Genomic DNA, 25,992 nt, shown 5'->3' with positions numbered 1-25,992 from the left:
GAACCCGCGTGTGGTGATCCACTTTTCGCCGATTCTCGTAGTGTTTTGTGACAAAAGCGCAGGAGAACGAGTGAAAATGAGCGAAATTTCCGCAAACCGTCTCGTCTGGATCACCGGCGCCAGTTCCGGCATCGGACGCGCGCTTGCCCTGCGACTGGCCAAATCGGGCTGGCGCGTGGCGGCAAGCGCGCGCAGTGAAGAGGCGCTCCTCAATCTCGCAAAAGAAGTCCCGGAGAGCATTCACCCGTATCCGCTCGACGTGACAGAGATGGATGAAACACGCGCCGTGTTCGAGGCCATCGAAGAAGCGCTCGGGCCCGTGGACATGGCCGTTCTGGGGGCGGGCACCTATACGCGGGATGGCGCGTTCGGTTTCAGCGCAGAAACCGCCGCCAGAATGATATCGGTCAATCTGCAAGGGGCGTGCAATGCGCTCGATCCGGTGCTTCAGGCAATGATGCGGCGGGGCCGGGGGCAGATCGCCATCATGGCCTCGGTCGCCGGTTATACCGGGCTTCCGGGCGGGGCAACCTATGGCGCGACCAAGGCCGCGCTGAACAATCTGTGTGAAGCGATGAAGCCCGAAGCCGAGCGCCGGAATGTTTTGCTCAGCATCATCAATCCCGGTTTCGTCGACACGCCGCTGACGGCGCGCAACGATTTTCCAATGCCGTTCATGATTTCGGCCGACGAGGCCGCAGAACACATTGAACGCGGGCTTACTGACCGCCGCTACGAGATCATCTTTCCATGGAAGATGAAGCTCGCGGTGAAGCTCCTTCACGCACTTCCGGCAGGCCTCAGGTTTGCGATCACGAGAAAGCTGGTGCGCGCGCAGGAAACTGCGTAAGGCGCACCGCGCGCCTCACGGTTTCACAAGCTCGAACTGGACCACATCGATGCGGCCGGTGCGGAAGCCAGTCCGGCAATAAGCGAGATAATAGAGCCACATGCGATAGAAGCGCTCATCGAAGCCGAGCGCTTCTATCTTCTCCCAGGACGCGCGGAAGCGTGTCTCCCATTCGGCGAGCGTGGTCGCGTAATCGGGACCGAAGCGGAGTTCGTCAACCACCGCCATTCCGGCGGTTCCGGCCGCATGTATGAAGGCTGCAGGCGAGGGGAGCATGCCGCCTGGAAAGATGTATTTCTGGATGAAATCCGCATTGCGGCGGTAATGGTCGAAGCGGGTTTCATCAATCGTGATGACCTGCAGAAGCGCACGGCCGTCTTCGACCAGCAGATCACGCACGCGGCTGAAATAGAGCGGCCAGTTTTCCTCGCCCACCGCCTCGAACATCTCGATGGACACGATTTTTGTGAACCGGCCCTGACAGTCGCGGTAGTCCTGCAATCGAATGTCGGCCTTCTCCGACAACCCGGCATCAGACAGCCGGGCGCGTGCATAATCTGCCTGTTCGGTGGAAAGCGTCAGTCCGGTCACATGGCAGCCGGTCTTGCGGATCGCATGTTCGGCAAAGCCGCCCCAGCCGCAGCCGATCTCCAGAACACGGTCATCCGGCCCGATCCCGAGCCGCTCCAGAATGCGGTCATATTTCGCGATCTGCGCCTGTTCCAGATCCGTCTGTCCGTCCTCGTAAAGGGCCGAGGAATAGGTCATCGTGTCATCGAGCCAGAGCCGATAGAACGCGTTGCCCAGATCATAGTGATAGGCGATGTTGCGCCGGCTGCCGCTGCGTGAATTGCGCCGCAGGCGATGCCGGATGAAATCCAGCCGGGAGACGAGCTTCGACGTGTCGAGCACATTCTGCCAGCGGTTTTCATTGGCAAGCGCCAGCTCCATGATCGCATCAAGATCGGGCGTGTCTACGTGCCCGTCGAGATAGGCCTTTGCAAAACCCGTGCTGCCGCCGGAAAGGATCTGCATGAAACCGCGACCGGTGTTGAAACGCAGGGCGGCAGCCGGACCCGGTTTTTCTCCGGCAGCGGTGTAGGTCTGGCCATCGGGAAAGCGCAGGGTGATCCGGCCAATGGTGATCGCATCAGCCCAGCGGCACACGATGCGCTGCCAGAGCGCGCCGTCGATCTGGGTGGAGAGGCCGGAAACGTTCTCAATGTGGCTCATGCTGTTGCACCTTGGGATTGGGGGCGACCAGTGTTTTGGCGACAGGGGTGTCGGCGGGCCGATGGCGGTGAAATGGAACGCCCTTCAGCCAGAGGCGAAGCGCCTCGAAATGAATGGCTCCGGTGACCTTCAGGGTCATCAGCGGATGGCTGAAGAAGAGGCGGATGAGCGCCCCGTCGGTCAGCGTCTGGCGCTTGCCGGAAAAGGAAGCGAAAAGCACCTTTTCGCGCGCCTCACTCTCGCTGATCGAGACCATGACTTCATCACCCGGCGGAGCGATGCGGAAATCATAGCGGCAATCCATCGAGAGGAATGGCGAGACATAAAGCGCCTTGTCGCAGGAATGGCGAATGCTGGGCCTGCCCGTATCGGAGGCCGGGATCACATAGGTGTGGCGCTCGTTGAACGTGTTGCAGACCTCGTAGAGAACGAGCTGCACCGCGCCTCTTTCGTCGCGGCAGAAATAGACGGTGAGGGGATTGAACACATAGCCGAGAATGCGCGGATAACAAAGAACGCTGACCCGCATGGAAGCGGGATCGAACCCGGCCTCGGCGATGCGCGCATCCACCCAGCGGCGCAGGCCGCCCGCAAGACCATCTCCATGGTCGCTGTCGCGGAACGAAAAGAGAGCAGGGCGGTTGTAGCCGAAAAACCGGAGCGCCTTCGACAGGCGCGGCAGTTCGTCCAGATCAAGATCCAGTGCGAACACGCGGTAGCGCAGCCGATGAACGCGCGGCCGGTGGCGCACATGGACCACCTCACCCCGGTATATGGCGGAGTTCCAGCTCATTCGGCTGCCACAAGCGCTTCGTCCCGCCTTGCGGCGGCGGCGTCCGCCCTGCCACTTTTCCACGGCGCGGCGATGCCGGCCAGAAGCTCGGCAGCGCCAAGACCGGCGCGGATGCCGTCTTCGTGGAAGCCGCTGCCGAAATAGGCACCGCAAAACCACGTGTTGCGGTTTCCCTGCAACTGCCAGAGTTGCTTCTGCGCCGAAAGAGCCGCGTGGTTGAAGAGCGGATGCGTGTAGTCGAACGCCTGAATCACGTCTTCGTCCGGAATATCCTGCGAAGGATTGAGCGTGACGAAAAGCGGATGAGCGGGGTCGATGTTCTGGAGCCGGTTCATCCAGTAAGTGACGCAAAGCTGACGGTTGCCGGCCTTCCTGTCGCGCTCGATATAGTTCCAGCTCGACCAGACGCTTTGCCGTTTCGGCATGAGATCCGTGTTCTTGTGCAGGACAGCCGTGTTCGGCGTGTAGGAGAAGGCGCTCAGGAGCCGGTGCTCCGTCTCGCTCGCATCCTCCAGAAACTTGAGTGCCTGATCGGCATGCGTTGCGATTACGACATCGTCAAACCGTTCTTTATGACCCGACGTGTCTGTGACCTCCACGCCATGCTTAAGCCGTCGAACGTTTGCAACCGGCGTGGAAAGCCGCAACTCGCCGTCAAAATCGTCAAGGAGCCGGCGCACATAGGTGCGGCTGCCGCCCGCCACTGTGCGCCAGCGCGGGCGATCCGACAGCGAGAGAAGCCCGTGCCGTTCGAAGAAGCTGATGAAGGCATGCAGTGGGTATTCACGCATCTCCTCAGACGTTGTCGACCAGATGGCTGCGCCCATGGGCAGGAGATGATCGTTGATGAAGCCTTCGCTGTAGCCGGAAAGCCTGAGATAGGAGCCGAGGGTTTCATCGGCATGTTTGCGTTCGATCAGGAGGGAAGGGGCCTCGCGGTAGAACCGAAGAACATCGGCCAGCATCCGCCAGAAACGCGGGCGCACCACATTTGCCTTCTGTCCCAGAAGACCGCGCAGACCGGAACCGGAATATTCAAAACGTCCACCATCCAGAGACGCGGCGAACGACATGTCCGACGGCAGTGTCGGAACGCTTAAGTGATCAAAGAGTGAGACGAGTTCGGGATAATTACGGTCATTGTAGACAATGAACCCCGTATCGACCGCTATCGGACCGGTCTCGGAAGGAACATCCACCGTGTTGGCATGACCGCCCGGGCGGGCATCTGCCTCGTAAAGCGTGACCCGGCGCGACCGCGAAAGGAGCCAGGCGGCCGACAGGCCCGAAATACCACTTCCGATGACAGCAACATGGCCTCTGCTGGCTGGGCGAACTTGGTTGAGCACCGGATTTTTCCTTTTGACGTCTCTTTGAACTCAGATACGCAAGCAAAGCGCGACTGGATTTGCCGGCATGACATTTTTTTGTTTGCTGTGATCCGGAGCGCGCTAGATCGCGTAGTGGCGGGCATGAACCTTGAAATCGGCCCGACAAAGCCTGTGCGACAGGCGCTTTTAATGTTCTCCGGCTCTGCGACGCGGAAGCGCCGCCGCGCCGTGAATCGGGGCGAGATGACCAAGACGACGGATACCGAGCCCAGGGCAGAGATGGCTGATCTCATCGCCAGGATCGGCAGCGATGGCGATATGGAGGCCTTTGAACAGGTTTTCCGCGCCTTCGGGCCGCGGGTGCGCGCATATATGATGCGTCTCGTGCGGGACCCGCAGGCAGCCGAGGAGCTGATGCAGGAAACCATGATGACGGTGTGGCGCAAAGCGGCACAGTTCGACGCCGACAAAGGCAACGCGGCCACCTGGATTTTCACCATTGCGCGCAATCTGCGCATCGATAGCTACCGTCGCTCCAAGAGGCCGGATTTCGACCCGAACGATCCGGCTTTCGTGCCCGACGCAGACCCGACGGCCGATCAGACAATGGAGGCCCGCGATGACGAGCGGCGTCTCCATGCGGCACTTGAAGAGCTGCCGCCCGAGCAACGCAGGCTGCTCGATCTTGCATTTTTCGACGAGGCTTCCCACAGCGAGATCGCCAAGCGCCTCGACCTGCCACTGGGAACCGTGAAATCACGCATTCGTCTGGCGTTCAATCGACTGCGAGCGACGCTGGGAGACAGATCATGAGCATCCAGCACCATATCAGCGAAGAGCTTCTTCTCGATTATGCAACCGGCCAGCTTTCGGAAGGCTGGCGCATTGCTGTCGCCACGCATCTGGCGCTTTGCCCGTCATGCCGCCGGCGTCTGGCCGTGATGGAAATGACGGGCGGCGCGCTCATTGCCGAGCCAATGGATGAAGAGGCAACGCAGGAAGCGGCCAGCGACGAAAGCGCGTCCTGGGAAAGCCTCAGAAAGCGGCTTGCCGCCGACAGGGCGCATACGCCGGACGCTGAACGGCCCGTGAAGGCGAAGGCTTCTTCGCAAGCCGGGCAGATGGTTCTGCCAGAACCATTACGCTCTTATGTGGGCGGCGACGTGGATACGGTGAAATGGCGGCCGCTCGGTCGCGGTGCGTATCATCTGCCCATCGAGACCGATGACGGTACGGCGCGCGTGCGACTTCTGCGCATTCCGGCTGGCAAGCCGGTGCCAGAACACGGCCACAGGGGCAGGGAGCTGACCCTCGTTCTTTCCGGCAGTTTTCACGACGGAGACGATCTCTTTGCGCGTGGCGACTTCGAGGAAGCAGACGAGACGCTGCAGCACCAGCCCATCGCCACCGAAGGCGAAGACTGCATCTGCCTGGCCGTGACGGACGCGCCATTGAAATTCCGCAGCTGGCTGGTGCGCGCCGTGCAGCCAATTATCGGAATCTGACAATCGACGGACAAACGGAGAAAGAGATCGAATGAGCTATCTCGTGGCCTATGTCGCAACAGCGCTTGTGTTCTTCGGGCTGGATTACATCTGGCTGTCACGCGTCGCCACGGGCTTCTACCGCGAGCGCATGGGACGTCTTTTGCTGGACCAGCCCAATCTCGTCGCTGCCGGACTGTTCTATTGCGTCTATGTGGCGGGTATCGTCTATTTCGCCGTCGCGCCATCGCTGAACAATGGCAGCGCGGCCAGCGCGCTTTTCGCCGGCGCCATTCTGGGGCTCATCGCTTACGGCACCTATGACATGACGAACCTTGCGACCGTGAAGAACTGGTCGATTGCGGTGACCTTCGTCGACATTGCCTGGGGCACGGTTCTGACCGGCGTTTCGGCCTGGGCCGGCTATCTGGCGACCGCACGCATCATTGGTTCTGCTGGCTGATCGACACACAATAGTTCCATAATCTATCTTATGCGATCTTTGTGTGTGGTTGGGTGGGTTCAAGTTTGAAGTGCGACTTTGCAGCGGTATCAATCGGTTATCGTATGCAAGGAAACACTATGAAGCGCACCTACTCCCAACTCGATCGTCGCCGTTGACGTCATTGCCGAGAAGCTCGGCCGTCATCGCTCAACGATTTTCCGAGAGCTTGCGCGCAACAAATTCGAAGACGCCGAAATGCCCGAGCTGACCGGCTATTTCTGCGTCGCGGCGAATGGCAAAGCGAAGGAGCGCCGCAGCCGCCATCGCAAGCTCGTCCGGCATCCGAGGCTTCGGGCTGCGATCATCGAGCGGATCAAGCATGGCTGGTCGCCCGGGCAGATCGCCGGTCGATTGGCTTATGAGAGAAGAAGTGTCCGCGTCTGCCACGAGACGATCTACCGCTTTGCCTATTCGGGCGATGGTCAGGAGATCAAGCTGTGGCGCTATCTGCCAGAGAGCCGCGCCCGACGTCGGCCGAGACATGCCAGGCGCCGTCATGGCCGTCGGTTCAGCCCGGAATTGAGCATTTTGCACCGTCCGGACGTCGTTCGGGACAGAAAGCAACTCGGCCACTGGGAGTGCGACCTGATCCAATTCCGCAAGAAATTCGGCAAGGCCAACGTGACGTCACTGGTCGAACGCGTCAGCCGCTTTACCGTCTTCCTGCGCAACAACGATCGCCAATCGAAACCAATTATGGATGGGCTCATCGATGCGCTCGGTCCCCTTCCCCATGCGGCACGGCGCTCAATCACCTTCGACCGTGGCACCGAATTTACCGACTGGCCGTACCTGCAAGCCGGGCTCGGCGTTGAGATCTGGTTCTGTGATCCGCAGTCGCCCTGGCAGAAAGGCACCGTGGAGAATACCAACCGCCGTGCCCGCAGATGGCTCTCGAGAGACACCAACCCGTTGTCGATCGACGACCGGGATCTGCATCAAGTTTGCGCTCACCTCAACGCAACGCCGCGCAAGTGTCTGGGCTTCAGAACGCCGGCGGAAGTGTTCCGCCAGAAGGTCTTGGCGGCAAGGCGATGAACGCGATAGCCTGCCCCTGCTACAAAGTCGCGCTTCGGGTGGAACCCACATTCACAAACAAGAAGGAGTGCTATGCGGGTATGTTAAAAATTGCCCGCTGGCGAGAAGATAAAAACGTGAAATTTAATATTATTAAAAATAAAATGCCGCAAAACTTATCATATTAAAAAATCGCAAATAAATATATACCCAATTGCCTGTCAATTTTAAATTCTATAAACTGAAAAATATACGAAACTCTACATAGAAATATAGTTACAACCAACAATATAATATAATTGCTTTTTATTTATTATTTTACGAATAATATGAAATTACCTAGACGGGAGGGGTTTCGTGAAGAATGGGAGGGGAAGCCTAACAATTGAAGATATTTTGCGGATCAATTCTTTCAGCACCTTCTATGGAAAGCAGTTCGACGTAAGTGATCGGCTCGGAATGGTCGCCATATCGGTGCGAAAACCACTGGAAAGCGCGTCTGTATTTTCTGTCCCGTTTCTGGACGGAAACGAAAGAGGCGTGATGCGGTGCATCAATATCAGGGATCAGACGGAACTACAGTTCAATCTGGATGATGGGGTAGGCGCATTCTCCCCTCGCTGGTCGCTCAACTGCGAACAACTTGCTTTTTGCATAACAAACGGGGAATGGGTGCGTTTGGCCGTCGGCGATCCCAATACCGGCGACGTCAGGACCGTTTCCGATCGCGAGATATGGCTTCGTCCAGGCATGTCACCGGTCGCGTGGCTGGATCAACAGACGATCATTTGCGAGCTGCTGGAGCCTGGAACAAAGTCGGTCGGGGTTGTTTCTGAAACAGCCAGCGCCAGAGCAGTTTTGTCGGACTGGCCCGACGCATGGAAGGGGGCGCGTGCGACCGCGGGGTTGGTTCGCACCCTGCAAGGCGACCGTGGGTTTCCTGTGGGCACATTAGCTACGGTCGATGTCCGATCCGGCGAGGTACGAGAGCATCTAGATATCACCACTGCCCCAGCGGGCGTAGCGGCCTTCGGGTGCCGCGAGCGGCAGATACCCTTCGAACCCGAAAGGTCGCTGGAAGACGATGCACAGACCGGCGAACTGATAGCCGATGGCGTTTATGGCGAAAGTCGAATTCTATGCCGTTCCGGCGAAAACGGAACGTTCGTAATCCTCAATACTGGGGGCGGCGGCGATGTGGTGGTCTACCGCGCGGACGAATTCCTGATCAACCGTGGCCCGTTCTCGAATGAGATCGTCGAGTTCGGGGGAAATGGAAGCGCGAAAGACCGCTACATTCTCATTGAGCAGTGTGATGGTAACGGGCGCAAGCCGGTCGTTCTTAGTATCTATCCTGGATATCTCGTCAGGGAGGATCGAACACGGTTCCGTAACATCAACAACATTTCCAGCTTAAACCCCTACCTTCTCGCTTCGATGGGATTCGCGATTGTCCGGCCCGAGGTCGATCTGTCCGAAGTTCCTGCGGGCGGTGTTGCATCACAAATTGAAGTCGCGGTTTCGCGCTGCGTGGAAAATCTGGTCGAACATCGAAATATCGATGGGTCGAACGTCCATGTTCTAGGTCACAGCTTGGGAGGATGGGCTGCGCTCCTGATAGCGACTAGAACCAACCTATTCCGCAGTGTGATTGCCTGTTCCGCACCAACGAACCTCATATCGCTCCACGGAGAAATAGACGTTCGGTCGCGGTACGGAGACGACTTCACATACATGTCGAGTCTGTACGAAAGCGTCTTCAAGCTTTCCGGTCCGCCTTGGCGCCAGCTGGATACATATGTGGAGCACAGCCCCCTATTCGGGGTCGACGCCATGAATATCCCCGCGCTCCTCGTACATGGTGACCTAGACTACGTGCCGATATCGCAGGCCGAAGAGTTCATGAGTGCGATGGAATATTCCGGTAAGGATGCGCGGTTGCTGCGCCTGGCGGGCGAAGGCCATGTCCTTGCGAACCCGCATAATATGCGCGCGTTTGTGGCTTGCGTAGGCGACTGGCTGTCAGAGCATCACAGCTGATAGATAAAGAGTTGCAGATGCCCGGAACGCAGGGGTACAAAGAGAACGCAAAAGCACTCGCGGACCAATACGAAATGATCACGTTGGCGGAGGCTCACAGGGATGCGCTCCATCTCTTTCCCCAGCCTCTCGCGCCAGACTGTCTCGTCGATGCTCAGCAACGCATGCTACTCGCGGCCTGGTTCGGCTCGGGAGCGCCCTCGGCTTTCGCTTCGCGCCACGTATTCCCAAAATCGGCAATCGGCCGGTTGCACATCAACCTGACTGGCGACTACCGCTGGGCCAAGGGCGCTCCAGACGATCATCTGCGACCGTTCCATCAGGCAGCCCTCAAGCAAAGCCAGGTTGGTCCTCGGCGTATATCTGGGCCCGTCCTATGTGCTGCTCGATATGCAGTTTCATTCGACTGGCCGGCGGCCTAAGACGTGGCTTTCGTCACGTTCTGGAGATTCTCATGAAATTCGTCTCAGCCTTCCTGATTGCGGTCAGTCTTTCCGGGCCGGCGCTCGCCGCCGACGCGGCGCTCAGTGACCTGATCTGGACTGGCAAGAATGCCGAAGCGATCAAGGCCATGCAGAGCGATCCGGCTCTCGTCACGGCGAAGCTGGACGGCTACACGCCGCTGCATCTGGCGAGCATGGTTGGCAATAAAGAGCTCGCCAAATTTCTCATCGACAATGGCGCGGACGTCAATGCGCGTGATTTCGAAGGCTATTCGCCGCTCGTGCGCGCAAACGCGAATGGCAATGACGAGATCGCGAAGATGCTGACTGACAAGGGCGCGAAGGAACTGCGGCCCTGATTTGATCTGACTGACATGCGCCGGATGGATTTTTCACCCGGCGCGGTCTCATCGTCCCTAAGGGCGAAGCGCCTGAATGCGCGCCTTGTCGAGCTTCACCGGCAAACCCTTTTCATCGAATGGCTGTTTGAAGGTGAAGGCCACGGGCGTCGGGCCATGCTCGTGCAGATACGCATGCCGCCGCACGGCTTCGGCCCAGTCTGGATAGGCTTCTTCGTGATGCCACCACATCGCCAGCGGTGGCCACTGCGGCTTTTCAAACCAATCCCGGCCACGCCTGAGCGCCTCGGCGTGAAGCCCGAAATAGGTGAAGGAGAAGAGCGCTTCCATGTCTGTCCATAAGGACAGCGTGGCCGGAGACCATCCATCCCCCCTCTCCTCGTAGAAACGCGGATAGACCTCCTCGCCCCAGGACAAGGGGCCGGGATCCGATGCATAGCCGGAGCGTGCAATCAGCCCCTCGGCCTGATCGACCAGCTCGAATATGGGATCATTCCGCCGGTGAAAGCCATCATTGGCCGGATCATCCGCCGGTTTGGAAAACACACCGAACGTGTAGAGCGCGAGCGGCATTCCTCACGCGTCCGCGAGCGCCGCATCGTAGGCCGCGACGGTGGAACGCGCCTTCTGGCGGACGGTTTCGACGCTGTCGCCGGGCCTGTAGAGCCCTGTGGCGAGACCGAAGGCGCGCACTCCGATGCGGACATAATCCTTTATGGTGGCGTCCGAAACGCCCCCCACTGCACAGACGGTCGCATCGGCGGGCAGGATCGCCTTGACGGCGGCAATGCCCGATACGCCAAGCGCGGACGCCGGAAAGAATTTGAGCGCCGTGGCACCACATTTGTGGGCCAGAAGCGCCTCGGAGGGCGTGAAGACGCCCGGCATGGAGACGAGCCCGCGCTCGACAGTGCGGCGGATCACATCCGCGTCCGTGTTCGGGCTCACAACGAGCTTTGCGCCCATATCGGCAAGCCGGTCGACATCTTCGACATCAAGCACCGTCCCGGCGCCAATCAGCGCCCTCTTCCCGGCTGCTGCGAGCGCCGCCTCGATGGATCTGAAGGGATCCGGCGAGTTCAGCGGAACCTCGATGGAGGTGATGCCCTCTTCGATCAGCATTTCGGTCATGGGCACGACTTCCGGGGGGCGAATGCCACGCAGGATCGCGACAAGCGCGCGGTTCGTTCCGGGCCAGTTCTTGTCTAAAACATCCATCATTTCACATCCCAGATCTGGCGCGCAGAACGGTAAAGCCCGTTGCGCGAAGCGGTTTCCGCATCGATCAGCGTCACGGTAAAGCCGGCGCGCGCAAGCGCTGTCTCATAAAGGGCCGACACGCCGCCGGAGGCAATGAGCGTGACAGCGGCATCCGCACCATAGAGCGAGCGGGCTGCGGCCACTTCACCGCCGATCAGGAGGCCGGAAAGATGTGCGGCCCCGTCGTCGCGTGGCTCATAGCCCAGAAGCTGTGCAGCGCGGACGCCGAAGAGGCCGGACAGGCTCGCATCGGGCTGGGCGATGGCGCGCTCGAGTGCGGCAAGAAACGCCGCGTCATCGCTTTTCACCACGCTTTCGGCATCCACCGCGTGTTGCAGAATGGCGTGCCGGGTGAGAACGGAAAACAGCTCCCCCGTCATGAAGGTGCTGAAACGGGTGACCGCGCCTGCCTCCACGCGCACCCATTTGCTGTGGGTGCCCGGCATGCAGACGAGAGCGCTGCCAAGCGCCTCGACGGTGCCCAGCAATTGCGTTTCCTCGCCGCGCATGACGTTCGGGGAAGATGCGTCATTGAGCGAAATGCCGGGCAGAATGCGAATGTCGGCAGTGGCGTCTGCGATCCGCGCGGCGTTGAACGGCAGTTCGGAGAGTGCGGCCGGCGCGGGCACGTAGGGCGCTTCCAGCCAGCCCTGACGCGCCCCGGCCATGCCGCAGATCACGACAGGCAGGTCTGCGGGTGCTCCGGCCTTTGCAAGATGGGCGTCAAGAACGGGCTGAAACCCCGCGCCCGAAGCGCAGTGCATCATCCCCTCGCCGCTTCGGCTCTCGGCCAGAACGGCGCCTGCTTCATCCAGAAGCCACAGGCGAAAGCTGCTGGTGCCCCAGTCAACGGCAGCGCAAAAAGGCGCGAGAGTTTGTGTCATTACCCCTCCCCGGTACGACGCCGACGAACGGTCGACCGGTTTCTCAATACCGGGCCAGACGGTTTTGATGAAGAGGGCGCGGCCACAAAATCAGGAAAGGTCAGCGTTCTCCAAGGCTTCGGCTGAACTGGGCGGTGATCGGCGCAATGAAATAGCTGATCAGGCGGCGCTCTCCGGTGATGGCGTCCACACTGGCCGTCATGCCGGGCCGCAGCGCGAGCTGGCCGGACGGAGACTGGAGGAATGCGGCCTCCGGCTTCATGGACACGGCGAACCCCCAGCGCCCGGATGAGCCTGTTTCAATTGAGTCGGTCGCGATATCGGTGATCTCGGCAATTGCGGTTCCGAAACGCTCGGCCGGATAGGCATCGAGACGAACACGCACCTTCTGGCCAACTTCGAGAAAGCCGCTGTCTTCGTTCGAAAAGAGCGCCTCCAGCTCAAGCGCGCTGTCGCCCGGCACGATCCGCAACAGCTCCTGCCCCGCCTGCACGACACCGCCAATGGTGGTGATCTGGAGCTGCTCGACGGTGCCTGACACGGGGGCGGTCAGCGTGGCAGCCGCGATGCGCTCCTTCAGGGCGCGCTGCTTTTGCCGCAGCACGGCAAGACGCAGTGCGATCTCGTCGCGCCGTTTTAAGGCGGCGCTGCTTCTGCTGCTGAAAAGGCCTCGCCACTCGGCCTGCAATACACCGGCCTCTGCCTGTTTCTGCTCTGCCTGGCGTTCGGCGATGATCCTGTCGTTTTCCAGACTGTCGAACAGTTTGCGCACATCCAGATAGTTGCTGCGGGACACCGCGCCACGCTTCAAGAGTTTCTCAACCGCCTGCAAACGTTCGTTCTGGATTTCCAGAGCGGCCTCGGTCTGTGCAATTCTTCCCTGAATGACGTCGCTTTCACGGCTGTTTGCCTCGATGCGGGCATCGGCGCGCCTTAGAGTGTCGGCAAAGTCCTTCAGATCGGCGGAGAGAAGGCGTTTCTGTTCCGTCATCCCCGCCTCATCGACAGCATCGATCCTGAAACCTTCCGTCACCTCGGGAGGGAGCGGCAGGCCCCCTTCCCGCATCGCAGCGATACCCGCCAGAAAAGCCGCTAGACGTGCATCTTCGCGTCCAAGTCGTGTCTCCTCTTCGATCAACGTCATGCACTCGGCGCGTGCCGGCGTTGCATCGAGGCTTATAAGGAGGTCGCCTTTGGCGACTTTTGCTCCATTGCGGACGCGTATTTGTGTGATCGCGCCAGGATATTCGGGCTGCACCACCTGAACCCGGTCGACCGGGACAATGCGTGCCGTACCGCGTGCGGTTATCTCGACACGAAGGACGCAGGACGCGACCAGAATGATGAGAAAGACCGTGCTGGTGAAAAGCGCGGTGATGCGCAGCGTCGGCGATGTGCGGTCGAGTTCGTCAGTTGCAGACATCAATGTTTCCCCAAACCGAAATCAATGACGCGATCCGCTCCGGCAAAGACATCCGGACGATGTGTGATCACAATCACGGTAAGCTGCTTTTTGAGCTGCATGAGTTCGGAGACCAGCCGGTGCTGCGCTGCCTCATCAAGTGCGCTTGTGGGTTCATCCAGTATCAGGATGGCGGGCTTTTGAAGAATTGCGCGCGCGATGGCCACGCGCTGCTTCTGCCCGCCTGACAGGGCCGAGCCACGCTCCCCGACCTCGGTATCAAACCCCTGCGCAAGGCGGAACACCAGTTCCCCGGCGGCAGAGATGCGAAGCGCGTCTAGGATTTCGGCATCGCTAGCGTCCGGTGTGCGCAGCAGCAGGTTTTCGCGCAATGTTCCAGAGAAGAGATAGGGCTCCTGAGGCACATAAACGACGCGGGAGCGCAGGCTTTCCGGTTCGAACGCCGCCAGATCCTGATCACCGACGGTTATGATCCCGCTCTGCGGTTCTTCGAGACCGGCGGCGAGACGTCCGAATGTGGACTTGCCTATGCCCGACGGCCCGACCACCAGCGTGCAGGTCCGCGGTTCAAGGGAAAGATCAAGCCCGCTGATGACCGGCGGCTCGTCTGGCCCATAACCGAACGAGACCCCCTGAAAGGCAAGCCGTGGTTCGATGTCATCCGGAAAAACACTCCCGCTGCCGAATTTTTCCTGCTCGCTGTTGAGAATGTCGCCCAGGCGCTGGCGGGAAATTCGAAGGTTCTGCCAGTCCTGCCAGAGCTTCGAAAACCCGGCAATCGGCGCGGCGATCTTCTCTGCGATCAACTGAAACGCGATCAGCTGGCCAAGGGTAAGCTCTCCGGCGAAGACCTGCTGTGCGCCGATATAGATGACACCGATGAAGATGCCCTTTTCGCAAAGGCCGATCAGCTGTCCGCTGACCGCGTTCATCGTGTAGACGCGGCGGGAGGCGTTCAGGGTCTGCGCGAGCGTTTCGCTTAAACGCGACAGCATGGCCCCTTCGGCAGTCAGGGCTTTTACGGCGGTCATGCCTGAAAGGTTTTCCACCATGCGCGCCTGATGATGTGATCCGGCATCGAACTGAGCGCGCAGGCGCTTTCGCAGAACAGGCCCGAAACACATATAGAGCAGCGCCTGAAGCGGGAGCGCAAAGGCCACGACCATGGTGAGCTTGCCCGAGATGGACAGGAGAACCATGAAATAGACGCCGATGAACAGAAGATCGAGCGACGCACCCGTCGTGACCCCGATCAGAAACCCGCGAATTGTGTCGGTCTCGCCGATCCGTGACAGGGTTTCCCCCACCGGCCATCTTCGGAAATGCCGCAGCGGGAGCCGAAAGAGGTGATCGAAGAGCCGGCGTCCAAGTTCCGATGTGAGGCGATTGGCGACCGAGACGCCGAGAAACGCCGCCAGAAGATTGAAGCCGAGCGAAAAGAGGTTGGCGCCGATCAGGACGACGATAACGACAATCAAAGACGCTTCACGCTGAAACGGCAGAATGCGATCGATCACCACCTGAAAGACAAAGGGCTCCAGCAGACCAATCAGCCGAACGCATATGGCCAGAAAGGTGAGCTCCGCATAGAGCAAGCTGTGCTTGCGCAGCGTGGTGCTGAACCAGGAGAGCGGAACGCCCTGCCCCGGAAGCGAGGTGTTTGGTGTCATATCTGGAAACCATCAGTGGCGTGGTTTGTCTGGCAGACACAGGGCCGCGGAACCCCACGGCCCCATATCGCTACAGCCCTCGCTCCAAGCTGCGGGCTGCAACAACGATTGGCGCAAAGAGCCGGTCAGGCCACTGCGCTGTCGATCACGTCACCGATGAGACCGCCGACAGTGTTGCCGACAACGCCCCCGATCTCAGCGCCCGGAACGGCGCCAATGCAACCGCCAACCAAACCGCCGATAAATGCGCCAATGATGCCACCGGCCAGTTTGCCTTCACCACCGCCTCCGAAGCTGAAAGCGCTGTCCAGGCAATCATCAGCGAAATCAATATCTGTAAACATTGGTAACCTCTTCAAAATGACTTTTACTATTGAGCCGGATATCCGGCAGTTAAACCGGTGGAAAAATCACCGGTATGCTTTCGACGCAAAACGGCGAAAGCATCTCTTGCCGAAGAAGCACAATAACCGCCCCCGGTTTCGGCCAGTTGCTTCGGCGAAACGAATTTATCTGGACCCTTTCCAGCGTTTCACAGACCTGATGGAACCATCCGGGTGGCGGCGAATGCTGGTCGCGTGCCGCCCCGGAAACATGTTCGTTTTCAGGTCTTTGACGATTTCCGGAAGCGTCCCGTATGGCGCGATGAAGTCGTTGAAGAACAGGTTTTCACCACACGCCCACTCACCTGCCCTGAGTGCCCGGCCGGTGGAGAGTATCTCGTCCAGCGTGGCGTCATCCAGCAAGGCCCAGCTGATAAAACCGGTCGGGATGCCGCCCGGCGTCAGATAGAAGCGCGCCTGGCTGCACTGAAGCGGCGGCAGGATCTCGACTTCGAAATAGCGCCGGAACGGGAACGGCCGGTGATAGGGTGACCGCGCCAAGAGCTCCAGAACATAGCCAGCGCCCGCATAGACATCGATTGCCGTCATGAGGCCGGCCTCTCGCGATTGGCCAACTGACAGGAACGCTCGACAACGCGACCTACATCAGGGCAGGCCCGGGAAAGCGATTTGAGGAAAAACGGCAGCCGTTCAGTCTGCGGTACGCAGGAATGCGCCGTGATGGTTTTCTCTTCGTCCCGCTCCCATGTGGCGTATCCAATGGGCACATTTTCGCGGTCGAGAGCGATGAAGAGACTGCGGCTCTGCATGCACCCCAAAAGGGTGTCATAGCGCCTGGACAACTCTGCGCCAGCCTGTTCGCGCCCAGAGCCTTCCTGTAGATCAAGCAGCGTCGCAACGCCGATCTGACGATAGAGTTTGACGGTCTCGCCACCATCAAGGGGTAAGGGCGGCAGATCAAAATGTGGCCGCAGCGTCCGCGTGCCCCCGATCAGCAGGGAGGGCGCAGCAGCTCCGCTGCGAAAGAGCGCGATGATCTCCGCGCGCTCCCAGTGACGCCAGATCGCACAGGCAAGAACACGGGCGACCGGGTAGTTCCAGCGATAATCGTAAGCTCCGCTTTTGCGGGCAAGCGCTTTGCGTAATCGCTCGGCATCCGCGCCCATATAGCATTGATTGTCCGCCGCCCAGGCTGCCTCAAGACGGGGCAGCAATGGAGAAGCATTCTGCCGGGCCCAGTCCAGAAGCGCATGCTCGCCAATGAACGCGCAGACCTCACGCGCCAGAGGCGGCATGGCAGAATTTGCCGAAGCGACAATCTGAAGCGCATGAGAGAATTCATGTGCGACCGTCAGAATGTCGGACGCCTGGCCGCGATAGCTGCAACTGACGAACGGCAACTGCCGGCGGCCATGATCATAGGTGAACGCCCTTTCCGGCTTCCCGGCCTTTGGCTCAAGGCATTTGGGCGCACGGTTTCGGACAAATCGAATCAACCGCGCGAGTCGCGGCAGCGCCGCCGCAAGAGACTGCGATGCAAGCGCCCAGGCATCTTCTGCAGACATGTCTGCAACTTCACCGACGGCGGCTGATTCAGGGTCGAACGCCTGTCGAGAGAATGGTTTGCCGGTTAAATGTCTCAGAAGGAAGTTTTCATCAACCTGGTTGGTCGCGAGCCAATCCGAGAACTCTCCATTCAGGTTCATTATCGTATATCTTTGTTACAAACATTAAATAAGTTATTTCAATAAGATCTATTCTTATGGCGATACAAAAATTTGTAAAATACTTATTCGGCCTGGAAATGTGAAATGATGCCATGATTTATAAATGTATACGTCAGGAAATATACAGGTCGCACATGCCCTGCATCGCCGAAATATGACGCAGGGGTAATGCGTATTCGCACCCGGGCGCTGCAAAAATGTCATAAAATTCGATGAATGATTATGCTTGCGTCGCCACTTTCGTTGCATATATACGGGCCACGCCTGAATGGTCAGGCCTCAGACATCTGCTGGTTGGAGAGGACGCCATGTCGCAAGACGCCCTTTTCCAATTGGGGATGGATTCAGTTGTACTGAACACCGCCCAAAAGGAAGAAAACACCACAGCGCAGCCCGCTCCGGCGGTTTGCGACGACAAAGATCACTTCATCGAGAAGAACGGCGTGCTGTGCGCCGGATCGCACTTTATCGTTGATCTGTTCGAGGCCGAGCGTCTCGACGATCTGCCGTATATCCAGCAAACGCTCGTCGACTGCGTGAATGCAGCCGGCGCGACTTTGCTGCATATACATCTGCATCCATTCGAACCGAATGGCGGGGTGAGCGGCGTTGCCGTTCTGGCGGAAAGCCACATCTCCATCCATTCGTGGCCGGAGCGGAATTACGCGGCTCTGGATATCTTCATGTGCGGCGACGCGGAGCCGGAACGTTGCATCGATGTGCTGCAGCGCGCCTTCTCGCCGGGTCGCATTGACGTGCAGGAACTGTTGCGGGGGCGAAGCGCGTGAGCGAACGCAAAACGATCGCCGAGACCCTGCACAACGGCGTCAGCATCGTTTTTGATGTCGATGATGTCCTGTACCAGGATGGTACAGGACATCATCAGCTGGCGCTGATCCGCAACGGCATCTTCGGCAAGGTCCTGATGCTCGACGGGGCGGTGCAGGTCACCAGCCGCGACGAGTTCATGTATCACGAGATGCTCGCGCATGTGCCGATTGCGGCGCATGACAACCCTGCCGATGTGCTGATCATCGGTGGCGGCGATTGCGGCCTTGCCGAGGAAGTGCTGAAGCACAAGCGTGTCGGCACCCTCACCCAGGTCGAGATCGACGCTTCGGTTCTGGAATTCTCGAAAGAGCATTTCGCGGACTTCAATGCGGCCGTCTTCGACGATCCCCGCTTCAGGGTGGAGATTGCCGACGGCGCCGCATTTGCGGCCGAAACCGATCAGCGCTTCGACGTCATTCTCGTGGATTCCACGGATCCGTCCGGTCCGGGCGCGGTTCTTTTCACGACCGAGTTCTACCGGAATCTTAAGCGCATTCTGCGCCCTGGCGGCATCGTCGTCAGCCAGAACGGCGTGCCGTTCCTGCAGCCCGAAGAGTTCCAGACCGCCATGCGCGGCCTGCGTTCCGTGTTCGAGATCGCAAGCTGCTATCTCGTCGCGGTGCCGACCTATTTCGGCGGACACATGACGCTCGGCTGGTCGACCGACAATGCCGAGACGCTGACGGTGAGCGAAGAAACGCTCGCGCAGCGCATGGCCGGTATCGACACACGGTACTACACGCCCCTACATCACAGGGCTTCTTTCGCCCTGCCGCGTTTCATCGAAACGCTGCTTGAGGAAGCAACGAAATAAGCGCCGGGCAGGCCCCGCCTGCCCGCGCCTTCCTTCAGACATTTCCCGGCGCATTTTCTCCTGAAAAGAACGGAATTCTCGAAGCGAGTTCCATGTCGATCTGCTGCGCCTTTCGGTAGGCCGGCCGCTGCTCGATCCTTGCGACATATTCCTTGAAGACGGGGCGTTCCGGGAGGGCGTTCATGATGTTCATCGTGTAGCCGATGCCGGTTCCAAGCTGAACGTCGGCGGCGGTGAAACGGTCTCCGGCAGCATAGGGGTTCTCGCTGAGCTGGCGCTCCAGAAACGCCACCATGTCGTCAAAGGTCCCGAAGGGATAGTCCCGGCTCTCATAGGCCAGCCCGTGAACGCGCGCGCAGACGACCGGATCAAACACCGCGTCGTGATAGACGAGCGACCGCAGATAGGCGGCGCGCGCCGGGTCATCGATGGCGGGCGCGAGCCCTGCCTCGGGAAACATGTCGGCGAGATAAAGCGTGATTGCCGCGCGCTCGGTCACGATATGACCGTCGTGAACGATGGCCGGCACTTTCTTGCTCGGCTGGATCGCACGATAGCTCTCAGGCACGCCGCCCTGTGCATGCATGTCGACCAGTTCGAGATCATAGGGTGCCTGCAACTCTTCCAGTAGCCACAACACGCTCGAGGAACGGGACCACGGCGCGTGGTAGAATTTAAGCATGGTTTTGCCTTCCCTTTTTGCTCGCAGCCGTTCTGGCACAGTGCTCCTGACAGGGCTGTGGCAGGAGCATTCGCGGGCAAGCGGTTAGACGCAAAAAAGGCGGCCCGAGAGCCGCCTTTTCCGAATGCAGAAGACTGCGAGGATGCCGATCAGTTCGGCAGCTGGTCGTCCACGCCCTTCACATAGAAGTTGATGCTGAGAACGTCACCATCGGGTGCGACCTCACCCTCTTCGAGCCACAGCGTGCCATCCTGCTTGTAGACGGGACCGGTGAAGGGATTGAAGCCCTCATCCCTGATCTTCGCTTCAACGGCTTCGGCGGCCGCCTTCACATCGTCGGGCATGTTCGTGTAGGGCGCCATCACGACGTGGCCGTCCTTCATGCCACCCCAGACGTCCTGCTGCTCCCAGGAACCGTCCATGACCGCCTGAACGCGCTCGATGTAGTACGGGCCCCAGTCATCGACGATGGAGGTGAGCTGCGTGTCGGGCGCGAACTTGATCATGTCGGATGCCTGACCGAAGCCCTTGATGCCGCGTTCACCGGCGACCTGAAGCGGCGCGGTGGAATCGGTGTGCTGGGTGATGACATCGACACCCTGATCGAGCAGCGCCTTGGCGGCGTCGGCTTCCTTGCCGGCGTCGAACCAGGTGTTGGCCCAGACGATCTTGACCTTGAAGTCGGGATTGACGGACTGCGCGCCGAGCATGAAGGCATTGATGCCCATCACGACTTCCGGAATCGGGAAGGACGCGATGTAGCCGGCTTCACCCTTCTCCGAGATCTGGGCGGCAATCACGCCCTGCACATAACGCCCCTCATGGAAGCGCGAATTGTAGGTGGCGACATTCGGATGGTCGCGCTTGAAGCCCGTCGCATGCTCGAACTTGATGTCCGGGAATTTGGCGGCGACCTTCTGGACCGGGTCCATGAAGCCGAAGGAGGTTGCGAAGATGATGTCGCAGCCCGAACGTGCGAAACGCTCAATCGCGCGCTCGGCGTCCGCACCTTCCGGAACGCTCTCCAGATAGGCGGTCTCGACCTTGTCGCCGAAATGCTCCTCGACATCCAGCAGACCCTGATGGTGCTGGTAGGAATAGCCGAAATCGCCGATCGGGCCGACATAGATCCAGCAGGCCTTGGTCTTGTCCTGCGCTGCGGCAGGGGCCGCCGTGAAGGCAAGGGCCGCGGTGCTGGCGGCGAGTGCCATAACGAGTTTCTTCATTGTTGACGTCCTCTCTGTTGACTGAGTTCGGATATTACCGGGCCGGAACAAAGGGTCGACCAAGGCAGGCGGGTGTGTTCACCATGGTCAGCCGTCTGTTGCGGGAGATTAGAACAAGAACCACGATGGTCGCCACATAGGGCAGCGCCGACAGCAGCTGCGACGGCACGGACACGCCGATCACCTGCGCGTGAAGCTGGCCGATGGAGACCGCGCCGAAGAGATATGCCCCGGCGAGCACGCGCCAGGGCCGCCACGAGGCAAACACGACGAGCGCCAGCGCGATCCAGCCGCGACCGGCGGTCATGTTCTCGATCCATTGCGGCGTGTAGACGAGCGACAGATAAGCACCCGCCAGCCCCGCACACGCACCGCCGAACATGACGGCGGCATAGCGCACTGCAATCACGCGAATGCCCAGCGCATGGGCGGAATCGTGATTGTCGCCCACCGAGCGCAGCGTCAGCCCGGCGCGCGTGCTGAACAGGAAATAACTGACGCCGATGACCAGCAGGATCGAGATGTAGAACAGCGGCGCCTGCGCAAACAGGAAGCGGCCGACAAGGGGAATGTCCGACAGGACGGGTATGACCCAGGGCGACATTTTTACGCCCGGCAGGCCGATGAACGCCTCGCCGATCATGCCGGAAACGCCGAGCCCCAGAAGCGTGAGCGCAAGTCCCGTCGCAACCTGATTGGTGACCAGCGTCAGCGTCAGGAAGCCGAACAGAAGGGCAAAGGCAGCGCCGACGAGGATGGCCGCAAACACGCCGAGCCATGGCGAGCCGGTGGTGATTGCCACGCCAAACCCGGTGACGGCGCCCATAACCATCATGCCTTCAACGCCGAGATTGAGAACGCCGGAGCGCTCCACGACCAGCTCGCCGATTGCAGCGATGAGAAGAGGCGTGGCAGCCGTTGCGATCGTGATCAGAACGGATTCAAACATGTTCGGCGGCCTCCCGGGCCTGCGGCGCGCGCCCGACCAGGCGGATGCGGTAGTGAATCAGCGTGTCGCAGCCGAGAACGAAGAACAGAAGCATGCCCTGAAAGGCGCGGGCGGCCTTGTCCGAAAGACCGAGCGAAATCTGTGCCGCCTCGCCACCGAGATAGGAAAGCGCCAGAACGAACCCGGCAGCCACGATGCCCAGTGGGTTCAACCGACCAAGAAACGCCACGATGATCGCGGTAAAGCCGTAGCCGGGAGAAATGGACGGCTGCAACTGCCCGATTGCGCCGGCAACCTCGGAAATGCCTGCAAGCCCTGCCAGAGCGCCGGAGATCAGGAAGGCGACCATGACCATGCGCGATGCGCTGAAGCCTGCAAACCGCCCTGCCCGCGGGCTCTGGCCCAGAACGCGAATTTCAAAACCCTTGCGGGTCTTGCCGAGAACGAACCACAGGACGAGGGCTGCAATGATGGCGAACACGATGCCCCAGTTGGCGCGGCCTGCCGCCGGCATCAGCTCCGGAAGGATGGCGAAGGAATGGAAATCGCGCGTTTCGGGGAAATTCATGCCGCCCGGATCACGCCACGGACCGCGCACGATCCAGTCGAGGAAAAGCTCGGCCACATAGACCAGCATGAGGCTGGTGAGGATCTCATTGGTGTTGAAACGCGCTTTCAGGAATGCCGGAACGGCGGCATAGGCCGCGCCACCCGCCATGCCCATGATCAGCATCAGGGGCAGGACGAGCCAGTTCTGGAAATCAGGAAAGACCACCGGAAGGATGCTGCCGGCGATTGCGCCAGCGATGAACTGGCCTTCTGCGCCGATGTTCCAGTTGTTGGACAAGAAACAGACGGACAGACCGACCGCGATCAGGATCAGCGGCGCCGCCTTGATCGCCAGCTCGTGCAGCGACCAGGTCTCGCGCAGCGGATCGATGAAATAATAGTAGAGCGCGTCGAGCGGGTTCTTGCCCAGAACCGAGAACATGATCGCACCGGCAATCATGGTCAGAACCAGAGCAATCAGCGGCGAAATCGCGCTGAACAGAACCGAATGCTGCGGCCGTTTGATGAGTTCAAGCCGCATCATGCCGTCTCCGCTTCTTCGGGCAGTTCGGAGCGTTCCGGCGTTGCGCCGCCCATCAGAAGACCGATCTTCTCGAATGTCGCTTCCGCGATGGGCATGGGAGCCGAGAGGCGACCGTCATGCATCACGGCGACGGAATCACACATTTCAAACAACTCATCCAGATCCTGGCTGATGACGAGAACGGCAGAGCCCGAACGCGCCAGATCGATCAGCGCCTGGCGGATGCGCGCGGCAGCGCCGGCGTCCACACCCCAGGTCGGCTGGTTCACGACCATCACCGCCGGCTGCCGGTCCAGCTCGCGGCCGATGATGAACTTTTGCAGATTGCCGCCCGAGAGCGCGGAGGCTTCCGGGTCTTCGCCGCTCTTGCGCACATCCATCACCTTGACGATGCGGGCGGCAGCCTTGGCCAGCGCACCCGTTCGCACGGTGCCGAAAGCGCCCATGAGCGCCTTTGCATCCGTCACGTGACGCGACAGGAACAGGTTTTCGGAAAGCCGCATCTGGGGGGCTGCGCCATGGCCAAGGCGCTCTTCGGGCACAAAGGCTGCGCCAAGCAGGCGGCGACCGGAGATGCCGAGCCGACCGGCATCTTTGTCGCGGATGCGGATGGTGGCGGCGTTCTGCTGCAGGGCTTCACCGGAGAGAGCCTCGAAAAGCTCGCCCTGCCCGTTACCGGCAACGCCCGCAATGCCCATGACTTCGCCGGAGCGCACCAAAAGATCGATCTGGCGTAGCGGGACGGCAAACGGGTTGGCGGACGGGCGGCTGAGCTCCCGGACCTCCAGCAGCGCCTGACCGCCAGCGTCGACGCTGCCAGTGCGCTTAACGGTGTCCACTTCATCGCCCACCATCATGCGGGCCAGCGACGCCGCCGTCTCCTGACGGGGATCGCAATGCGCGACCACCTTGCCGTGCCGCAGAACCGTTGCGCGGTCGCACAGGCGCTTCACTTCCTCAAGGCGGTGCGAAATGTAGAGGATCGACTTCCCTTCGTCGCGCAGCGTCTCAAGCGTTTCGAACAGCTTGTCGGCTTCCTGCGGGGTCAGAACGGAGGTCGGTTCGTCGAGAATGATCAGGTCCGGCTTCTGCAGGAGGCAGCGAATGATCTCGATGCGCTGGCGCTCGCCGACCGAAAGATCGCCCACATGTGCGAAAGGATCGAGCGGCAGGCCATAGGCCTTTGAGAGTTCCCGCGCCCGCTCGGCCACCTGAAGGATCGGCGTCTTCTCATCCAGCGAGAGCATGATGTTCTCTGCGGCGGTCAGCGCCTCAAACAGCGAGAAGTGCTGGAACACCATGCCGATGCCGAGATGGCGCGCAGCGCCGGGCGAATGGATCGCGACCGGCTGACCTTTCCAGTGGATTTCACCGGCAGCCGGCTCCAATGCGCCGAACAGCATCTTCACCAGCGTCGATTTGCCAGCGCCGTTTTCGCCAAGAAGCGCATGAATTTCGCCCTTGCTGATCGACAGATCGATCGCGTCACAGGCTTTCAGAGCGCCAAATATCTTTGTCAGGCCGCGAACATCGAGGAGTCCGCCACCTTCGCCTTCGTGTAGTTGATCCACGCCGGCTCCCATTTCGGTCATTTTGTTTTTGTTCCCAGCTCGATCATAGGCAGACGGATTTGCCCCGTATTAGTGCCGCTTTACTTGAAAGAGATTCAAATGGGAACGCACAATTACTCTTTACGCCCTTTGCCAAGATTCGGCCAAGCCTGCATGACCCCTCCAATGACAAAGAGGTAAATGCCGGTCACCGCAATGCCGATGCGAATGAGCTGATCAGCCTCCAGAGACTGGATGAGCGCGATTATGCCGAAGGCGCACCAGGCGAAGAAAATCGCCAGATTGAGCGTTCTCAGGCGCTGCACGCGCACCGGATGCAGGAAGAAGACGGGCAGGAATGTCGTGAAGGCCGAAATGAGCACGACACCAAAAGCGATCATCTCGCCCGGCTGTACGACAAAGAGCGTGAACACCACCATGTTCCAGACGACGGGGAACCCCTTGAAGAAATTTTCCCGCGTCTTCATGCCCGTGTCGGCGTAGTAGATCGCGCTGGTGATCACGATGATGGCGGCCGACAGGAAGGAAAGCCCCTCGCCCATGAACCCGCTCTGATACAGGGCGAAAGCGGGGATGAGCACATAGGTGACGTAGTCGATGATGTTGTCGAGCATGTCGCCCGACCAGGTGGGCAGCACCTGCTTCACATCGAGCTTGCGCGCGATGGGGCCGTCGATGCCATCCACAAAAAGCGCAAAGCCCAGCCACCAGAACATCGCCGCCCAGCGCTCCTCGCTTGCAGCCACAAGCGATAGGAATGCGAGAAACGATCCCGATGCCGTCAAGAGATGCACGGAAAACGCCTTGGCCTGAGGGGCCGTAACTTTCTTTTTGGTCATGATAGTCGCCTAAGGGCCACGCCAGTCGAGCGGACAGATCTCCGCCGAACGGCCGGCAAAATTCCAGTTGCGCCCGAAAGCGCGCATACGGCTCTTGTCGGATTTCGCGACGATAATCTCCGGCGCGATCCAGTACTGCGAATTGGTGATGACAGTGTCGCCATCCCTGTCTCCGCCGGGAATGGGCGTCACGGCCCCGTCGATGATCTTCGGTATCTGGAAGATACGCGTCTTGCCTTCAACCTCATAGGTCACCGGCACGCGCTGAATACCCAGAAAATCGCCAACGAGAATGGAAAGCAGGCCGGTTGTGCCGCCGGCCTTGCCGGAAAAGATCTTGCCGATGGCCTTTTCCGCATAGATCGAGGCGCGTTCGTCCAGAAACAGGCCGACGGTCCAGTTGCCGCGGCTCATATAGCCGGGAATTTCCATCACCAGACCGAGATTGAGGCCCGAGAGGTCGGTCTCGCCATAGTGGCCCTGATCGATGCGGAAGCCCGCCCAAGTCTGGCAATAGCCTTCAGTCGGCGGATGATTGCCGAGTGAAAGCACGCAGGGACAGAACACGGTGCAATTGCATGACAGCACCAGCTCGCCTTTCAGCGCCCAGTCTTTCTTTCCCAT

The 25,992-nt window shown here is 59.9% G+C and carries 26 protein-coding genes and 1 pseudogene; 9 read left to right on the top strand and 18 right to left on the bottom strand.

Annotation, left to right across the window (positions count from 1 at the left end; all coding sequences use genetic code 11):
* Positions 1-76: 76 nt before the first annotated feature.
* The gene (locus ACRTG1_RS22325) at positions 77-850 is read left to right on the top strand and encodes an SDR family NAD(P)-dependent oxidoreductase (protein ID WP_432517272.1); all 774 of its coding nucleotides are present in this window, start codon (positions 77-79) and stop codon (positions 848-850) included.
* Positions 851-865: 15 nt separating this feature from the next.
* On the opposite strand, the gene ACRTG1_RS22320 is transcribed toward ACRTG1_RS22325, so the two are convergent.
* The 3 genes from ACRTG1_RS22320 to ACRTG1_RS22310 are packed head-to-tail and all read right to left on the bottom strand — an operon-like array spanning position 866 to position 4,225.
* Positions 866-2,083 carry a class I SAM-dependent methyltransferase gene (locus ACRTG1_RS22320; protein WP_432517270.1) on the bottom strand — a complete coding sequence of 406 codons (1,218 nt, stop codon included), beginning with the start codon at positions 2,081-2,083 and terminating at the stop codon, positions 866-868.
* Entirely contained in the window at positions 2,070-2,876 is an 807-nt protein-coding gene (locus ACRTG1_RS22315; RefSeq protein WP_206545287.1) for a DUF1365 domain-containing protein, read from the bottom strand. Before ACRTG1_RS22315 ends, ACRTG1_RS22320 begins: the two co-directional genes overlap by 14 nt.
* Complete coding sequence (locus ACRTG1_RS22310; protein ID WP_206552548.1) at positions 2,873-4,225, bottom strand: NAD(P)/FAD-dependent oxidoreductase; 1,353 nt, start codon at positions 4,223-4,225, stop codon at positions 2,873-2,875. Before ACRTG1_RS22310 ends, ACRTG1_RS22315 begins: the two co-directional genes overlap by 4 nt.
* Here ACRTG1_RS22310 and ACRTG1_RS22305 point away from each other — a divergent pair.
* The 6 genes and pseudogenes from ACRTG1_RS22305 to ACRTG1_RS22280 all read left to right on the top strand — a co-directional run bounded on the left by ACRTG1_RS22305 (position 4,190) and on the right by ACRTG1_RS22280 (position 10,055).
* Positions 4,190-5,020 carry a sigma-70 family RNA polymerase sigma factor gene (locus ACRTG1_RS22305; RefSeq protein ID WP_432517267.1) on the top strand — a complete coding sequence of 277 codons (831 nt, stop codon included), beginning with the start codon at positions 4,190-4,192 and terminating at the stop codon, positions 5,018-5,020. The two genes, ACRTG1_RS22310 and ACRTG1_RS22305, sit on opposite strands and share 36 nt — an antisense overlap.
* A complete protein-coding gene (locus tag ACRTG1_RS22300) occupies positions 5,017-5,712 on the top strand; it encodes a ChrR family anti-sigma-E factor (protein ID WP_432517265.1) in 696 nt (231 codons plus the stop codon). The genes ACRTG1_RS22305 and ACRTG1_RS22300 overlap by 4 nt, the downstream gene beginning before the upstream one ends.
* 31 nt (positions 5,713-5,743) lie before the next feature.
* Entirely contained in the window at positions 5,744-6,154 is a 411-nt protein-coding gene (locus ACRTG1_RS22295) for a DUF2177 family protein (RefSeq protein WP_432517263.1), read from the top strand.
* Positions 6,155-6,301: 147 nt separating this feature from the next.
* Positions 6,302-7,234, top strand: a pseudogene (locus ACRTG1_RS22290) (IS30 family transposase); the annotation flags it as partial.
* A gap of 336 nt (positions 7,235-7,570) precedes the next feature.
* Positions 7,571-9,253 carry an alpha/beta hydrolase family protein gene (locus ACRTG1_RS22285; protein WP_432517261.1) on the top strand — a complete coding sequence of 561 codons (1,683 nt, stop codon included), beginning with the start codon at positions 7,571-7,573 and terminating at the stop codon, positions 9,251-9,253.
* 454 nt (positions 9,254-9,707) lie between these two features.
* Positions 9,708-10,055, top strand: coding sequence for an ankyrin repeat domain-containing protein (locus tag ACRTG1_RS22280; RefSeq protein ID WP_206547546.1), 348 nt, complete (start codon positions 9,708-9,710; stop codon positions 10,053-10,055).
* Positions 10,056-10,112: 57 nt separating this feature from the next.
* On the opposite strand, the gene ACRTG1_RS22275 is transcribed toward ACRTG1_RS22280, so the two are convergent.
* From ACRTG1_RS22275 to ACRTG1_RS22240, 8 genes are all read right to left on the bottom strand, one after another.
* Positions 10,113-10,628 carry a DUF3291 domain-containing protein gene (locus tag ACRTG1_RS22275; RefSeq protein WP_432517260.1) on the bottom strand — a complete coding sequence of 172 codons (516 nt, stop codon included), beginning with the start codon at positions 10,626-10,628 and terminating at the stop codon, positions 10,113-10,115.
* Positions 10,629-10,631: 3 nt separating this feature from the next.
* Positions 10,632-11,276 (bottom strand): 2-dehydro-3-deoxy-6-phosphogalactonate aldolase, encoded by a 645-nt coding sequence (locus tag ACRTG1_RS22270; RefSeq protein WP_224873247.1) that lies wholly within the window; start codon positions 11,274-11,276, stop codon positions 10,632-10,634.
* Positions 11,273-12,199, bottom strand: coding sequence for a 2-dehydro-3-deoxygalactonokinase (locus ACRTG1_RS22265; RefSeq protein ID WP_432517259.1), 927 nt, complete (start codon positions 12,197-12,199; stop codon positions 11,273-11,275). Before ACRTG1_RS22265 ends, ACRTG1_RS22270 begins: the two co-directional genes overlap by 4 nt.
* A gap of 100 nt (positions 12,200-12,299) precedes the next feature.
* A complete protein-coding gene (locus tag ACRTG1_RS22260) occupies positions 12,300-13,622 on the bottom strand; it encodes an HlyD family type I secretion periplasmic adaptor subunit (RefSeq protein WP_432517257.1) in 1,323 nt (440 codons plus the stop codon).
* Complete coding sequence (locus ACRTG1_RS22255) at positions 13,622-15,292, bottom strand: peptidase domain-containing ABC transporter (RefSeq protein ID WP_432517256.1); 1,671 nt, start codon at positions 15,290-15,292, stop codon at positions 13,622-13,624. The genes ACRTG1_RS22260 and ACRTG1_RS22255 overlap by 1 nt, the downstream gene beginning before the upstream one ends.
* A gap of 125 nt (positions 15,293-15,417) precedes the next feature.
* On the bottom strand, positions 15,418-15,636 hold the full coding sequence (locus ACRTG1_RS22250; protein ID WP_206545278.1) for a hypothetical protein: 219 nt from the start codon (positions 15,634-15,636) through the stop codon (positions 15,418-15,420).
* 165 nt (positions 15,637-15,801) lie between these two features.
* Positions 15,802-16,224, bottom strand: a complete 423-nt coding sequence (locus ACRTG1_RS22245) for a toxin-activating lysine-acyltransferase (protein ID WP_206545277.1) — start codon at positions 16,222-16,224, stop codon at positions 15,802-15,804.
* Positions 16,221-17,201, bottom strand: coding sequence for a hypothetical protein (locus ACRTG1_RS22240; RefSeq protein ID WP_432517254.1), 981 nt, complete (start codon positions 17,199-17,201; stop codon positions 16,221-16,223). Before ACRTG1_RS22240 ends, ACRTG1_RS22245 begins: the two co-directional genes overlap by 4 nt.
* 470 nt (positions 17,202-17,671) lie before the next feature.
* Here ACRTG1_RS22240 and speD point away from each other — a divergent pair, with 470 nt between their 5' ends.
* Entirely contained in the window at positions 17,672-18,151 is a 480-nt protein-coding gene (gene speD / locus ACRTG1_RS22235; protein WP_113155229.1) for an adenosylmethionine decarboxylase, read from the top strand.
* On the top strand, positions 18,148-19,008 hold the full coding sequence (gene speE / locus ACRTG1_RS22230) for a polyamine aminopropyltransferase (protein ID WP_432517252.1): 861 nt from the start codon (positions 18,148-18,150) through the stop codon (positions 19,006-19,008). Before speD ends, speE begins: the two co-directional genes overlap by 4 nt.
* A gap of 34 nt (positions 19,009-19,042) precedes the next feature.
* On the opposite strand, the gene ACRTG1_RS22225 is transcribed toward speE, so the two are convergent.
* From ACRTG1_RS22225 to ACRTG1_RS22195, 7 genes are all read right to left on the bottom strand, one after another.
* Entirely contained in the window at positions 19,043-19,690 is a 648-nt protein-coding gene (locus tag ACRTG1_RS22225) for a glutathione S-transferase family protein (RefSeq protein ID WP_432517251.1), read from the bottom strand.
* A gap of 149 nt (positions 19,691-19,839) precedes the next feature.
* Complete coding sequence (locus ACRTG1_RS22220; RefSeq protein ID WP_206547537.1) at positions 19,840-20,916, bottom strand: BMP family ABC transporter substrate-binding protein; 1,077 nt, start codon at positions 20,914-20,916, stop codon at positions 19,840-19,842.
* Positions 20,917-20,950: 34 nt separating this feature from the next.
* On the bottom strand, positions 20,951-21,865 hold the full coding sequence (locus tag ACRTG1_RS22215) for an ABC transporter permease (RefSeq protein WP_206545272.1): 915 nt from the start codon (positions 21,863-21,865) through the stop codon (positions 20,951-20,953).
* The gene (locus tag ACRTG1_RS22210) at positions 21,858-22,955 is read right to left on the bottom strand and encodes an ABC transporter permease (protein WP_113156303.1); all 1,098 of its coding nucleotides are present in this window, start codon (positions 22,953-22,955) and stop codon (positions 21,858-21,860) included. Before ACRTG1_RS22210 ends, ACRTG1_RS22215 begins: the two co-directional genes overlap by 8 nt.
* Positions 22,955-24,541 (bottom strand): ABC transporter ATP-binding protein, encoded by a 1,587-nt coding sequence (locus ACRTG1_RS22205; RefSeq protein ID WP_432517331.1) that lies wholly within the window; start codon positions 24,539-24,541, stop codon positions 22,955-22,957. The genes ACRTG1_RS22210 and ACRTG1_RS22205 overlap by 1 nt, the downstream gene beginning before the upstream one ends.
* Before the next feature lie 101 nt (positions 24,542-24,642).
* A complete protein-coding gene (gene pcsA / locus ACRTG1_RS22200) occupies positions 24,643-25,368 on the bottom strand; it encodes a phosphatidylcholine synthase (protein ID WP_113155235.1) in 726 nt (241 codons plus the stop codon).
* A gap of 9 nt (positions 25,369-25,377) precedes the next feature.
* The gene (locus ACRTG1_RS22195; RefSeq protein ID WP_297560481.1) at positions 25,378-25,992 is read right to left on the bottom strand and encodes a DUF1326 domain-containing protein; all 615 of its coding nucleotides are present in this window, start codon (positions 25,990-25,992) and stop codon (positions 25,378-25,380) included.

It is taken from the genome of Nitratireductor sp. PBL-C9, from assembly GCF_050877045.1.
Lineage (GTDB): Bacteria > Pseudomonadota > Alphaproteobacteria > Rhizobiales > Rhizobiaceae > Nitratireductor > Nitratireductor aquimarinus.
The sequence above is the reverse complement of the archived record's forward strand: the minus strand, read 5'-3'. Positions and strand labels throughout refer to the sequence as shown.

Bases quoted from the DNA above. Each gene is read 5' to 3' on its own strand.
- ACRTG1_RS22325 (WP_432517272.1), top strand. From the start codon at position 77: ATGAGCGAAATTTCCGCAAACCGTCTCGTCTGGATCACCGGCGCCAGT.
- ACRTG1_RS22320 (WP_432517270.1), bottom strand. From the start codon at position 2,083: ATGAGCCACATTGAGAACGTTTCCGGCCTCTCCACCCAGATCGACGGC.
- ACRTG1_RS22315 (WP_206545287.1), bottom strand. From the start codon at position 2,876: ATGAGCTGGAACTCCGCCATATACCGGGGTGAGGTGGTCCATGTGCGC.
- ACRTG1_RS22305 (WP_432517267.1), top strand. From the start codon at position 4,190: ATGGCCTCTGCTGGCTGGGCGAACTTGGTTGAGCACCGGATTTTTCCT.
- ACRTG1_RS22300 (WP_432517265.1), top strand. From the start codon at position 5,017: ATGAGCATCCAGCACCATATCAGCGAAGAGCTTCTTCTCGATTATGCA.
- ACRTG1_RS22295 (WP_432517263.1), top strand. From the start codon at position 5,744: ATGAGCTATCTCGTGGCCTATGTCGCAACAGCGCTTGTGTTCTTCGGG.
- ACRTG1_RS22280 (WP_206547546.1), top strand. From the start codon at position 9,708: ATGAAATTCGTCTCAGCCTTCCTGATTGCGGTCAGTCTTTCCGGGCCG.
- ACRTG1_RS22275 (WP_432517260.1), bottom strand. From the start codon at position 10,628: ATGCCGCTCGCGCTCTACACGTTCGGTGTGTTTTCCAAACCGGCGGAT.
- ACRTG1_RS22270 (WP_224873247.1), bottom strand. From the start codon at position 11,276: ATGATGGATGTTTTAGACAAGAACTGGCCCGGAACGAACCGCGCGCTT.
- ACRTG1_RS22265 (WP_432517259.1), bottom strand. From the start codon at position 12,199: ATGACACAAACTCTCGCGCCTTTTTGCGCTGCCGTTGACTGGGGCACC.
- ACRTG1_RS22260 (WP_432517257.1), bottom strand. From the start codon at position 13,622: ATGTCTGCAACTGACGAACTCGACCGCACATCGCCGACGCTGCGCATC.
- ACRTG1_RS22255 (WP_432517256.1), bottom strand. From the start codon at position 15,292: ATGACACCAAACACCTCGCTTCCGGGGCAGGGCGTTCCGCTCTCCTGG.
- ACRTG1_RS22250 (WP_206545278.1), bottom strand. From the start codon at position 15,636: ATGTTTACAGATATTGATTTCGCTGATGATTGCCTGGACAGCGCTTTC.
- ACRTG1_RS22245 (WP_206545277.1), bottom strand. From the start codon at position 16,224: ATGACGGCAATCGATGTCTATGCGGGCGCTGGCTATGTTCTGGAGCTC.
- ACRTG1_RS22240 (WP_432517254.1), bottom strand. From the start codon at position 17,201: ATGTCTGCAGAAGATGCCTGGGCGCTTGCATCGCAGTCTCTTGCGGCG.
- speD (WP_113155229.1), top strand. From the start codon at position 17,672: ATGTCGCAAGACGCCCTTTTCCAATTGGGGATGGATTCAGTTGTACTG.
- ACRTG1_RS22225 (WP_432517251.1), bottom strand. From the start codon at position 19,690: ATGCTTAAATTCTACCACGCGCCGTGGTCCCGTTCCTCGAGCGTGTTG.
- ACRTG1_RS22220 (WP_206547537.1), bottom strand. From the start codon at position 20,916: ATGAAGAAACTCGTTATGGCACTCGCCGCCAGCACCGCGGCCCTTGCC.
- ACRTG1_RS22215 (WP_206545272.1), bottom strand. From the start codon at position 21,865: ATGTTTGAATCCGTTCTGATCACGATCGCAACGGCTGCCACGCCTCTT.
- ACRTG1_RS22210 (WP_113156303.1), bottom strand. From the start codon at position 22,955: ATGCGGCTTGAACTCATCAAACGGCCGCAGCATTCGGTTCTGTTCAGC.
- ACRTG1_RS22205 (WP_432517331.1), bottom strand. From the start codon at position 24,541: ATGGGAGCCGGCGTGGATCAACTACACGAAGGCGAAGGTGGCGGACTC.
- pcsA (WP_113155235.1), bottom strand. From the start codon at position 25,368: ATGACCAAAAAGAAAGTTACGGCCCCTCAGGCCAAGGCGTTTTCCGTG.
- ACRTG1_RS22195 (WP_297560481.1), bottom strand. From the start codon at position 25,992: ATGGGAAAGAAAGACTGGGCGCTGAAAGGCGAGCTGGTGCTGTCATGC.